Consider the following 12,300-nt stretch of genomic DNA (forward strand, 5'->3'; position numbering starts at 1 on the left):
CGCCACCACAAGGCCCCGATTTCCGACCGGAACTCGAGATGATGAACGTTCATTCATGTTTGGTCGCTCCGTATTCCCCGTGAGCGCCGAAACTATCATTAGTCGCGAGTCGAGTGCGGTTTAGCAGGAGGTGCAATGCGGGGCAGGCCTCGACCAGGTCGAGGGCGGCTTCGACTTCGTCGCGCTGCGTGGATTCTGCGCGAACGACAACAATGACCTGGCCTGCGACCGCGGCGAGCGCCTGCGCATCGCTGGTGGAAAGTGCCGGTGGCGTGTCGATGATGAGGACGTGGTGCGGCAGCGTGGCGGACAGCGCGCGGATGGCGGCCGCCATCGCGCTGGGAATGGGCGCGCGTGTCGGGTTTTCCAGAATGCGGCCGTGCGGCAGGAAGGACAGGCGCTCGATGGCGGTGGGCCGTGGAAGGGCATCGGTCGGGCGGTCGGGCGCTGCCGCAAGGCTCAGGAGGCCTGGCTCGGTCAGCATGCCAAGCTGGGCGCTGAGCGAGCTCGCGCCACCGTCGACATCGATCAAGAGCACGGGCTGAGACGCGGTGCTCGCAATGCTGGCGGCCAGATTGAGCGAGGTGAAGCTCTTGCCCTCACCGCGTCGGGCGCTTGTCACCATGATGAGCCGATGGCGCGGAAGGGCACGCACCTCGCCCGCTGCGGGCGCGATGCCGCGAAGCAGCTGATGCTGCACCAGCGCGAGCTCCTCGATCAGCCTCGTCCGGGTGGAAGCATTGGACGCAAAGGCGAGACCCGCATCCCGGAGCAACGCCATCGGAATGACCGGAGGGCTGGAGGGAACCGCCGTGGGCCGTTGAGGATCCGGCGGGCGGCTGAACCGCCCCGCGATGGGGTGATCCGTCGCGGGAGCGGCCGGCGGGGGCGCCGCGGGAGCGTGTATCGGGGAGCCCATCGCCTCGACGGCGCGCTCCACGAGATGGGAGCGATTGGCCATGCCGGCATTCATGCGAAGAACCTCGCCAGTTGGGATGGGCCACCGACCACGACCACGCCAAAGACGAGCAGAAGCATTGCAAGGCCGCTCGCGAAGCCCAGCCGCCCTGCCAACACGCCGCGACGCGGCGGCGCGGAGAGGGCACCCAGCACCGCGGGGCCGAGGCGCCGCAAATCCTGCACGGTGTAGAAGGTCCGGTCGAACTGCATGAGCACGAAGGCCAGAGCGAGCCCCGCGCCGAGGCCAAGGGCCAGGACACCGGCGGCGAGCAGCGGCCGATTTGGCGCGACGGGCTCGGCTGCAACCGAGGGGGGATCCACCACCTCCAGCCGCACGCGGTCCGAGCTGCTGCGGGCGGCGCCGCCAAGCTGAAGGGATTCGCGGCGTGCGAGGAGCTCCTCGTAATTGCGGCGAAGCACCGTGTAGTCGCGATCAAGGTTCAGGAACTGGGCCTGCACCTCCGGCTCGCTGCGGGTAACGGTATCGAGGCGCGTCACCTCCTCGCGGCCCTCGCGCTCCTGGCGTTCCAGCGAGGCGATCTGCGTCTCCACATCCACCAGCCTGAGGCGCATCTGCTCGTAGGCCGGATTGCTCCGGGCCGCCTCGCGCGGGGCCGCCGGGCCGGAGCGCGCCGCCCCGCCGCCTCCACCGGAGGCACGTAAGCCATTGACGATGCTGCGGGCGGCGACCACGTCGGGATGCGCGTCGGTGTAGCGCAGCCGCAACTCGGACAGGGCGCGTTCGGCTTCGGCGAGGCGAGAATTCCCCCCGCCACCGCCACCCGTGGCGGCCGTGGCAGCCGGCATCGCATCCAGCTGCTGGCGCGTCAGCTCGAGCCGCCGGCGCTGGTCCTGCAACTCGCCCCGCACCTGCTGGAGCCGGGCGCGCGCGGCCTCGAGCCGCGTGACGCCGCCCAGCGCGTCGGAGGGAAGAATGTCGATGTAGCGCGTCTGGAATTCGGCACGCCGGCGCTCGGCCTGGCGCAGCTGCACCTCGTAAGAGGCGATCTGCTGATTGACGAAGGTACGCGCGTTTTCCATCTGCTGGCGGTCTGTCAGCGTCGCTGCCTCCATGAAGAGATTGAGCGCCGTCTGCACGACGTCCTGCGCGACGCTCGGATTGCGATCGCGGAAGTCGATGGTGAAGAGGTTGCGGGTCTGGGTCGTGATGCGGATGTCGCGGGCGAGGTTCGCCATCAGCTTCTCTCGCGAGAGTTCGTCGGTCACCCGTTGTTCGAGCTCGGTGCGGCTGACGATCTTCTCGAGGTTCGGACGACTGAGCAGGGTGCGCTGGAGAATCTCGACCTGGCCCGCCGGAGAACTGTCGATCGCGATTCCGCGCAGCAGAAGGCCCAGGATCGCGTCGGCATCCGCATAGACGCGCGTCGTCGCGGCGTACTGGTTCGGAATTTTGATGACGACGGCCCATCCGACCAGGCAGACCGCCCAGGCGAGAGCGAGGGCGCGCCAGCGATGCCGCGCGCCTGCGGCGAAAGCGCGCCGCGCGAGAGCGATCGGATGCATGGGTCAGAACCAGCCCTGGGGAATGACCAGCGTGTCGCCCGGACGCATCGCTAGGTCCTGTGAGACGTCGCCACCGCGCATCAGATCGTTCAGCCGCACGCGGATGACCTCGCGGCGCCCGTCCGGGCCATCACGACGAATGATCTCGGCACGGTTTCCGGCCGCGTAACGCGTGAGGCCGCGTGCGCCGATCATCACGTCCATCACCGTCCTACCGTCGCGATACGGCAGGCCCATCGGCTGCGCCGCCTCGCCGATCACCCGGATCTGCTGGTTCGACGGGCCCAGGAAGGTTCGCACCATGACGGTGACATTCGGCTCGCGGACATAGCGGCGAAGCTGTTCCTCGATATCGCGGGCAAGGGCGGTTGGGGAGCGGCCGGCGGCCTGGATGTCGGGGATGAGGGGAAGCGAGATGCGCCCGTCGGGCCGGATGGGCAGGTCCGGCGCGCTCAATTCGGGAGCGCGATAGACGAAGACGGTGAGGGTATCGCCCGGGCCGAGGAGATAGGCCGAGGCCTCAGCCGGGGCTTCGGATCCTCCCGCCGACAGCTGCCGTGGCGTGCCGCAGCCAGTGAGCGTCATCGCCAGTACGGGCAGGGCGGCGAGGCCCATTTTCCAACTCCTGGTCATGGATTTTTCCTCGGCTCGAACGATGCGCCGGATGAGGGTTGTCACCCGGGATGACCAAATATCCCTGGAATATCTTGCGAGATCAATGCAATATTTGACGACACCTAAGCGAAATTTGACACATAAAAGGTCAATATTTTTTCACTTTGAGATGAAATTTTCTTCAATAAATCGCGACGATCAAATCATAACATAAGAAGTTTCGGGAAGTTATTTTATTGAAATCGATAATTTCATTGCCGAATTCTTGTTATTGCAGCTGAATAAATGAACGCCGTCACCCCCTGGCGTCGAATGGGAATGCGCAGATGACCAGCCTGTTCAGCCACAGTGTCCGCTCTGAGATGCTGGTCCTGTTTGTCGCGGAGAGTTTTGTCGTCGCCTTCGTCGTCCTCGCCCTGCTGGCGTCCGGCGGCGGTGACAGCGTCATGGCCTCCCTCGCCACCGCGCTTCTGGTCGCGGTCTCGGCGGGCCTCGTCGCCGGCGCGATTGGCCTTTATCGGCCCATCGCCTTGCAGGGCATGTGCCCTTCGATCGCGCGCGGCCTGACCGGCGCGGCGGTGCTGGCCCTGGTTCTTGCCGTGCTGCTGTGGCTTTCGCCCTTGCACCCCGCGCCTTGGAGCTTCCGTCAGCTGCTCGTCACCACCTGGGCCGGGAGCCTTGCCGCGATGGCGCTGACGCGGTTCGCCTTTGGCCTGCTGCGATTGCCGTTGCCTCGCCTGGCTCTCGTTGGCCTGGCGGCGCCGGATGCCAGCGCGATTCAGCGCAACTACCAACCCTTCGAGGTCACCCTCGCGCTGCCGCCGGGCGAAGCGCTTCTGGAGGCCGTGGAGCGCGGGCGGCTGCGCGCCTGGCGGATCTGGGCGGTGGTGGCCGCCACCCATGAGCCCCTCGCGCTTGCGGCTCGCCGCCGATGCGGCGCCGCAGGCCTGCAGGTCTTCACCGAGGCTGAGTTCAGCGAATATGGGCTCAATCGCGTCGACATCGACCGGCTTTCGGAGGGATGGCTCGCCTCCGCGAATGCGACACATGAATCCATCTGGATCGCCGGGTTGCGGCGCGCCTTCGACATCGTCTTCGCATTGACGTTGCTCACCTTCACGATGCCGCTGCTTCTGCTGGCGATGCTGGCGATCCGGCTCGAAGGTCCAGGGCCGATCTTCTACCGGCAGGAGCGTGTGGGTCGTGGCAATCGCAGCTTCGAGCTGCTCAAGCTCCGCAGCATGATTCCCGACGCCGAAGCCCGTGGCGCGGCCGTCTGGGCCTCGCGCGGCGATCGGCGCATCACGCGGGTGGGCCGCCTGCTTCGTCTGTGCCGGATCGATGAGATCCCGCAGGTCCTGAACGTGCTGCGCGGCGACATGTCCATCATCGGCCCGCGTCCCGAGCGCCCGTGCTTCGTCGAGCAGCTCGGCGCGGTCATCCCCCATTATGATGATCGTGCGGTGGTGCGGCCCGGCATCACCGGCTGGGCGCAGGTGAACCACCCTTACGGCGCTTCCGTCGAGGATGCGCGGATGAAGCTCTCCTACGACCTCTATTACATTCGCCGGCGCAGCCTCTTTCTCGATGCGCTGATCCTGCTGGCGACCGTGCGGGTTGTGCTCTTCCAGGAGGGCGCACGGTGAGAAGCGCTCCATCGAGCCGGCAAACGCCATGACTCCCATGGCATCGCCCGTGCTGCATGGCGCCAGCGCCCTGATCTGCGTGGCCTGGATCGCTCTGATCCTGATGGCTGGGCGGGGACGGATGGCGGTCATGCTGGCTTTGGCCTGCCTTGCGGCTGGCGCCTGGGCGGCCGCGGTCGCGCTCTGGCCCGCCGAGCCGCTCACGGGCGTGGCGGCTGTTCTGGAAGTTCTGCGCAGCGCGGTGTGGTGCGCTGTTCTGCTCTGGCTGGCGCGGCGCTCGGGCAGTGGATGGTCCAAGGTGCTGATGGGCCGCTTCGCGACGGCGGCCCTGCTGCTGACGGCACTGGCATTGATTGCGCTGCTGCCCGGCGCTCCGGCCCTGCCGACCCTGGGCTCGCCGGGGCTCTTCGCGCGGCTCGGCCTGGCCCTGCTGGTGCTGGTCGTCGCCGAGAATCTCTGGCGCAACGCGGAGGAGGGGGCGCGCTGGCATGTGGTGCTGCCCTGCATCGCTCTCGGTCTTCTGTCGGCCTTCGATGTGCTGCTGCATGCGGACGCCGCGCTCTCGCGCGCCTATTCCCCGGCACTTCTCGATGCGCGGGCTGCCGTGACCGCGCTTGCGCTGCCGTTGCTGGTCATCGCTGCGGTGCGCGACCGCCGCTGGCGGCGCGACCCTCCCATCTCTCGCCAGGCCGTCTTCCATGGCGCGACGCTCATCCTCGCCGGCACGTTCCTGCTGGGAGTTGGCGCGGCGGGCGAGGCGCTGCGGCACCTGGGCGCCGACTGGTCGCGCGTGGCCCAGGCCAGCCTGCTGGCCGCCGGCGTGATGACCCTGGCCCTGGCGGCGGGCTCGCGCTCCATGCGATCCCGCCTGCGGTCACGGGTGGTGGACCATTTCTTCACGGCCCGCTTCGACTACCGGCGGGAGTGGATGCGCTGCATCGCGACGCTCTCCGGCACCGGAGAGGATCCGGCCCGCAGGGGCGTTATCGCGATTGCCGATCCGGTGGACAGCCCGGCCGGCGTGATCCTGCTTCGTGATTCCGGGGAGGAGACGCTGCGCTGGGCGGGGTCGTGGAACCTGCCGGAGAAGGACTTCGCATTGCCGGCTGGCCACCCGCTTCTCCTGGCGCTCGGCGAGGGCGAGAGGATCGTGACGGACATGCCGCCGGACCTCGAGGAGGCCTTGGGCCGGCTTTGGCTCGCCGTTCCCCTCTGCCATGCTGATGGGCTGCTGGGGGTCGTGCTGCTGGCCCCTCCGCGGGCCGTCTTCGCGCTCGGCGGTGAGGTCTTCGACCTGCTGCGCGCGATCGGTCGCGAGGTCGCCATGTTCCTCGCCGAACGGCGGGCCGCCGAGCGCCTGCGCGACCAGCGCGGCCTGCAGGACTACGCGCGCCGCTTCGCCTTCGTGGCGCACGACGTGAAGACCGTGGCTCACCAGCTCGCGATGGTGCACGCCAATGCGGCGCACCACATGGATGATCCGGAGTTCCGCGCGGACATGCTCATCACCGTGGGCGCGGCTGCCGCGCGCATCTCGACGCTTGTGGCGCGCCTGCGCCATCCCGAGGATGAGGAGGTCGCGGGGAAGGTCGCGCCCCTGGATCGCCTGAAGGCGATCGCCGTGGGCATCGGCCATGACGTGGAAATTCGCGACCAGGGGGCGGCGCAATGCCGGCTTCCGATCGCTCCGGCGCGCTTCGATGCGGCGTTGCGCCATCTCCTGGACAATGCCGCCGAGGCCTCGCCGCCGGGTGCGCCGGTCCGCGTGACATTGCGGCAGGAGGAGGAGCGGCTGGTTCTCGACATCACCGACAGGGGGCCGGGAATGTCCGCCGAATTCGTCCGTGACACGCTGTTCCGTCCTCTCGTCTCCGGCCGTCCCGACGGCAATGGAATCGGCGCCTGGCAGGCGCGCGATCTGCTGCGCGGCGCTGGCGGCGACCTCGCCGTCATCAGCGCGCCTGGAGCGGGCACCACCATGCGGGTGACGCTGCCTTGCGAGCCACGTCCCGCGAAGCAGGTGATCGCAGCATGACCAAGCCGAAGCTTCTCATCGTCGAGGACGATCTTGGTCTTTGCGCGCAGTATCGCTGGGCCTTTCCGGCCTATCGCGTGCTCGTCGCGCATGACCGCCGTCAGGCGGAGGCCACGGCGCGGCGCGAGCAGCCGGCCATCGCCCTCGTGGACCTCGGCCTGCCGCCGGATCCAGAGGGCATTTCCGAAGGCTTCGCGACCCTTGCCATGCTGCGGGCCCTCTCACCGCTCATGCCGATCATCGTGGCGAGCGGGCAGGGGGACCGGGAGAACATGCTGCGCGCCCTGCGTGTCGGCGCCTATGACTTCTGCGAAAAGCCGGTCGATCTCGATCTGCTGCGCACGATCCTCGACCGCGCGCTGCGTTTGCGCGAGCTTGAGGATGAGAACCGCCGCCTCGCCGCCGCGCCGCGGCCGAGCCCGATCGCCAATATCATCACCGCCGATGAAGGCATGCTGCGTATCTGCCGGATGGTGGAGCGACTGGCGACCGTGAACGCGCCGGTGCTGCTGCTGGGTGAGAGCGGCACGGGCAAGGAGGCCCTGGCCCGCGCGCTGCACGACATGGGCCCGCGCGCCGCGCGTCCCTTCATCGCCATCAACTGCGCCGCGATCCCCGAGGCCCTGCTTGAGAGCGAGCTCTTCGGTCATGAGCGCGGCGCCTTCACCGGTGCCGTGAAGCAGATGACCGGACGCATCGAGCAGGCCGATGGCGGGACACTCTTCCTCGACGAGGTGGGCGACCTCCCGCAAAGTCTGCAGGCCAAGCTGTTGCGGTTCCTGCAGGACCAGGTCTTCGAGCGCGTTGGCGGCCGCGTCCCGGTGCGGGTGGACGTGCGCGTCGTCTCCGCCACCAACCAGCCGCTGGAGGCGCAGGCAGGCGCAGGAAAGTTCCGCGGCGACCTGCTGTTCCGCCTCAATCCGATGACGGTGCGCGTGCCGCCGCTGCGCGAGCGGAGCGGCGACATCCTGCTGCTGTCGCGCTGGTTCCTCGCGCGCTACTCGCAGGAGTTCCAGCGCCGGTTGCGCGGCTTCGAGGATGCGGCCATCGAGGCCATGCTCGAATATCCCTGGCCCGGAAATGTCCGCGAGCTCGGCAATCGCATCCAGCGCGCGGTGCTGATGGCGGCGGGGCCGCTGATCGGCGCAGCGGAGCTGGAGCTCGCGCCCGGCGGCGACACGGAGGCGGAGAACCTGGATCTGCGCGCCGCCCGCGGCCGGGCCGAGCGCGAGACGGTCGCGCGCGCGCTGGCCCGCAGCCATGGCGGGCTCTCCACGGCCGCGCGCCTGCTCGGGATCAGCCGCCCCACCCTCTATGGCCTTCTCGCGACGCATGGGCTGATGCCCGAACGCGATCCGCCGGATGTGAGATCCGGCGACGCGAAGCCCTCTCGACATTGAACGGAGGCGATACATGTCTCAACATCCGATCCTGCTATCCCTGACCTTGGCCGCCGCGCTCGGTGGTGCGACCGCCGCGATGGCCAATCCCGCCCAGGACAGGGCGCTGGCCGCGCAGTCCCGCGGCGAATTGCGCGCGGCCCAGATCGAATGGCGCAATGCCGTCCGTGCGGAGCCGATGATCGGCTCCATCCGGGCCGGGTTGGCCGCGGCCAGCCTGCAACTCGGCGATACCGAGACGGCCGAGCGCGAGGCGCGGGCGGCGCTGGAGCGCGGCTATGATCGGGCGGCCGGTACGGCCCTGCTCCTTCGCGTGCTGCTCGCTCAGGCCCGCTTCCAGGATCTGCTGGCGCAGTTCCCCGAGCCTGGCGCCGATATCCCGGCGCCGGTGGGGGCGCAGATTGCCGCGGGCCGGGCCCTGGCGCAGATCGCGACCAACGACCGCGATGGCGCGAGCGCCTCCGTGGCGCTGGCCGAGCGGCTCGACGCATCGGCCCCCGAGACCGGCGTCGCCGCCGCCGGACTTCTCATGGCAGGCGGCGATCGCGCGGGAGCCGAGGCGCGGATCGATCGTGTGCTCGCGCAGCACAATGCCGCGCGCGAGGCGCGGCTGGTCAAGGCCCAGCTTCTGCTGGATCGCGGCGATGCCCCGGCCGCGATCCAGAGCCTCGATGTCGTGATCTCGGCTGCGGCCGGCGACGTGGCGGCCCGGCTGCGACGCGCGGAGATCCTGCTGCGGCTCGGCGACACCGGGCGCGCCGCCACCGATATCGACGCGGCCACTCTCGCCATGCCGAACAACGCCATGGCCGCCTATCTGCGCGCGATGCAGCAGACCATCCAGCGCGATTGGCGCGCCGCCGATACGACGATGCAGCGCCTTGGCCCGCAGCTCGCCGCCTTCCCCGATGGCCTGCTGCTGCAGGCGATGGCCAAGCGCGGACTGGGCCAGAATGCGCAGGCGGAGGATTCGGTGCGCCGCCATGTCGCGCGTTACCCCGAGGACCCGCGCGGCGCGCGGCTGCTTGGCACGATGGAACTGGAAGCGGGCCGACCGGCGGAAGCGGCGATGACGCTGGCGAGGGCCGCGGTGCCCGGAACCCGCGACGTCGAGCTCCTGGAGCTGCTGGCGAGGGCCTATTCGACGGCGGGTCGCTATGCCGAGGCCCTGCAGGCGCTGACCCGCGCGGTCGAGGTCGCGCCCGAGAACACGAGGCTGCTGACGCAGCTTGCCGTCGCGCGGCTGGCCGTTGGTGATGCGGCGGGAACACGCGACGCCGTCACGGAGGCGATGCGCCTCGGTCCCGCGCGGCCCGGTGCGCGCGAAATGCTGGTGGCGACCGCGATGTCGCGCGGCGATCTCGCCGGCGCCGAGGCGGAACTCGCCGCCATGCCGCCGGAGATGCGCCGCAGTGAGGTTTCCTCCACCTTGGCAGGCACGCTGCGGCTGATGCATTTCGATCTCGCCGCCGCGCGGACGGAGTTCGAGGCCGCGATCCGCCAGGCGCCGTCCAGCCGGATCGGCCGGCTGGGCCTCGCGCGCGTCGCCGCGCTTCAGGGCAATGAAAGGGAGGCGGTGACCCTCGTCGCGGATGTGGTCCGGTCCGATCCGGGCAATCTGGAGGGGATCCGGCGGCTGGCGGATATGACGCGCGGCTCCGGGGTCGCCGCACCTCTGGCCCTCGCCGCGCTGGTCGAGGTCCAGGCCGCCAATCCACAGCAGGCGGACCTGGCGCTGGCGACGGCGGAGGCCCTGGTACGGCGGCGCGAGACGGATCGCGCCATTGCGGTGCTGGAGCCGCCCGCGCTTCGCGTTGCGCGGGGAGGCTCGATCGCCATGGCCCGCTCCGAGATCTATGCGGCGGCCGAGCAATGGGGGCCGGCAGAGGCAGCCGCGCGAGAGGCGCTGGCGGAGGATCCGGCATCCGCGCGGGCCCGTGTGCAGCTCGCCCGCCTCTTGTCGCGCGGTGACGATGCGCGTGGTGCCGAGGCGCTGCTCCGCGAAGGCCTGCGCGCCGAAGCCGGCAATGCGACGCTTCAGCAGGCGCTGGTCGGTCTTCTGATGGAAAAGCAGGGCCAGGATGCGGCACTGGCGGAGGCCGCGCGCCTGGCCGCCCAGCCTTCCGCCATGCCGGCCGCCGCCAGCCTGCGCGGCGAAGTGCTCATGGCCGCTCGCCGCCCGGCGGAGGCAGCGGAGGCTTTCCAGGCCGCGGTGTCGACAGTGCCCGGGCGGCTTCTGACGCTGCGGCTCGCCGCCGCCTGGCGTGCTGCCGGCCAGCCCGACCGGGCGGCGGCTGCGCTTCGCGCCCGGCTCGAGACGGCGCCCGATGAGGTGGATCTTCGTCTCGAGCTCTCCCAGCTCGACATGATGGCCGGGCGCTTCGGCGAGGCGGAAAGCGGGCTGCGGGACGTCGTGGCACGCGCGCCCGAATATGCTGCCGCCCTGAACAACCTGGCCTGGATCCTGGGCGAGCGGGACGACCCCGCGGCCCTGGCCGAGGCGAAGGGCTTTGCGGAGCGTGCCTTCTACCTGGCCCCCAATTCGGATACCGCCGACACCTTGGGCTGGGTCCTGGCACGCGGCGCTGAGCCGCGGACGGCCGCGATGCTGCTACGGCAAGCGGGGGAAGCGCCGGGCACGGCCTACCGCCTGGCCTTCGCACTCAAGGCTGCCGGCGAGCGGCAGGAGGCGTTGCGCGTCCTCACGCCAGCTTTGGCCGGAAGCGTCGCCTTTCCCGAGCGTGCGCGGGCCGAGCGCCTGCTCGCCGAATTGCAGCCCTGATCCGCGATGCGCGACGCTGCCTTTATCGCGGTCATGCTCGGCCTCCTGCCGCTGGCTGTGTTCCGCCCCTTCGTGGGCGTGCTGCTTTGGTGCTGGATCTCCTTCATGAATCCGCACCGGCTGGTCTATGGCGTGGCGATGGAGTTGCCCTGGGCGGTCGCGGTCTTCGCCGCCACCCTGGCGGGCGTGGTCCTCTCCGGCGAGTTCCAGCGGCTGCGGTTCGATGCCCTGACAGCACTGCTGGTGGCGCTGCTCATCTGCATCACCGTGACTTCCGTGACGGCGCTTGGCGTGCCGGCGGACGTCTGGGCCAAGCACGACGCCGTGATGAAGGTGATCCTCGGCCTGATCCTGACCTCGGCGCTGCTGACGGAGCGGAAGCGCATTCATGCTCTCGTCTGGGCCATGGTGATCTCCATTGGCTACTACGGGGTGCGCGGCGGCATCTTCGCGATCATGACGGGCGGAAATTACCGGGTCTGGGGGCCGCCCCAGACCATGATAACGGACAACAACCACCTGGCCGCGGCGATGCTCGTCACCCTGCCGCTGATGAATTACCTGCGCCTTCAATCGCGGCACCGCGCGGTGCGGATCGGCCTGGCCGTGGCCATGGCGCTGACCTTGCTCGCCGTGGTCGGCAGCTATTCGCGGGGCGCCCTGCTGGGGCTCTGCGCGGTGGCGGCGCTCATGTGGTGGCGCAGCCACGCCAAAGTCGTCTCGGCGGTCGTGCTGGCGGTCGTGCTGACGGGCGCGGTGACCTTCATGCCGCACCAGTGGATGGAGCGCATGAACAGCATCGGCGAGTACCAGGCCGATGGTTCGGCGACGGAGCGGCTCGTGCTCTGGGGCATCTCCTGGAAGCTGGCGATGGAGCGGCCGTTGGTCGGCTCGGGTTTCACCGGTCCTTACACGCGTGAGGTCGTGGATCGCGTGGCGCCCGGCGGGCCGGCGCGTGCCGTGCACAGCATCTGGTTCGAGCTTCTGGGCGAGCAGGGCTTCGTGACCTTCGCCGTCTGGCTGGCCATGACGCTGACCGGCGCGATCTGGTCGCAGCGATTGATCCGCGCGACGCGCGGCAGGCCGGATCTCGCCTGGGCCCATGATCTGGGGCGGATGAGCCAGGTCTCGATGGTGGCCTATCTCGTCAGCGGGACCTTCCTCTCGCTGAGCTACTGGGACTTCTACTGGACGCTGCTCGTCGTCATCGGCGCGGCCTGGGCGGTCGCGAAACGCGCGGCACGGCCCGCTCCGGCCGCCGCGGCCTGGCGTGCGTCATCCGTGCCGGGAGGGTGGCGCACCGCATGAGGGAGAGATCGCATGGATGGCTTGTACTTC

General features: G+C 69.5%; 8 protein-coding genes. 5 read left to right on the top strand and 3 right to left on the bottom strand.

All coding sequences use genetic code 11. From position 1 onward, the window contains the following. Nucleotides 1-49 precede the first annotated feature (49 nt). Genes ACO057_RS18110 through ACO057_RS18120 form a run of 3 tightly spaced genes read right to left on the bottom strand, consistent with a single transcriptional unit; the run spans nucleotide 50 to nucleotide 3,099 of the window. A complete protein-coding gene (locus tag ACO057_RS18110; RefSeq protein ID WP_421994045.1) occupies nucleotides 50-961 on the bottom strand; it encodes an AAA family ATPase in 912 nt (303 codons plus the stop codon). Between the two features lie 8 nt (nucleotides 962-969). Then, nucleotides 970-2,484 carry an XrtA system polysaccharide chain length determinant gene (locus ACO057_RS18115; RefSeq protein ID WP_421994047.1) on the bottom strand — a complete coding sequence of 505 codons (1,515 nt, stop codon included), beginning with the start codon at nucleotides 2,482-2,484 and terminating at the stop codon, nucleotides 970-972. A gap of 3 nt (nucleotides 2,485-2,487) precedes the next feature. Then, nucleotides 2,488-3,099: an XrtA/PEP-CTERM system exopolysaccharide export protein gene (locus tag ACO057_RS18120; protein WP_421994049.1), complete on the bottom strand. Its 612-nt coding sequence runs from the start codon at nucleotides 3,097-3,099 to the stop codon at nucleotides 2,488-2,490. Nucleotides 3,100-3,425: 326 nt separating this feature from the next. Between ACO057_RS18120 and ACO057_RS18125 the strand changes: the two genes are divergently transcribed. The 5 genes from ACO057_RS18125 to ACO057_RS18145 are packed head-to-tail and all read left to right on the top strand — an operon-like array spanning nucleotide 3,426 to nucleotide 12,270. Next, nucleotides 3,426-4,745: an exopolysaccharide biosynthesis polyprenyl glycosylphosphotransferase gene (locus tag ACO057_RS18125; RefSeq protein ID WP_421994051.1), complete on the top strand. Its 1,320-nt coding sequence runs from the start codon at nucleotides 3,426-3,428 to the stop codon at nucleotides 4,743-4,745. 37 nt (nucleotides 4,746-4,782) lie between these two features. Then, complete coding sequence (gene prsK / locus ACO057_RS18130; RefSeq protein ID WP_421994053.1) at nucleotides 4,783-6,780, top strand: XrtA/PEP-CTERM system histidine kinase PrsK; 1,998 nt, start codon at nucleotides 4,783-4,785, stop codon at nucleotides 6,778-6,780. Continuing rightward, the gene (gene prsR / locus ACO057_RS18135) at nucleotides 6,777-8,180 is read left to right on the top strand and encodes a PEP-CTERM-box response regulator transcription factor (RefSeq protein WP_421994055.1); all 1,404 of its coding nucleotides are present in this window, start codon (nucleotides 6,777-6,779) and stop codon (nucleotides 8,178-8,180) included. Before prsK ends, prsR begins: the two co-directional genes overlap by 4 nt. A 13-nt stretch (nucleotides 8,181-8,193) precedes the next feature. Beyond that, a complete protein-coding gene (gene prsT / locus ACO057_RS18140; RefSeq protein ID WP_421994057.1) occupies nucleotides 8,194-10,962 on the top strand; it encodes an XrtA/PEP-CTERM system TPR-repeat protein PrsT in 2,769 nt (922 codons plus the stop codon). A gap of 6 nt (nucleotides 10,963-10,968) precedes the next feature. Continuing rightward, nucleotides 10,969-12,270: a putative O-glycosylation ligase, exosortase A system-associated gene (locus tag ACO057_RS18145; RefSeq protein WP_421994059.1), complete on the top strand. Its 1,302-nt coding sequence runs from the start codon at nucleotides 10,969-10,971 to the stop codon at nucleotides 12,268-12,270. Nucleotides 12,271-12,300: the final 30 nt, after the last annotated feature.

The organism is Roseococcus sp., assembly GCF_965227005.1.
GTDB lineage: Bacteria > Pseudomonadota > Alphaproteobacteria > Acetobacterales > Acetobacteraceae > Roseococcus.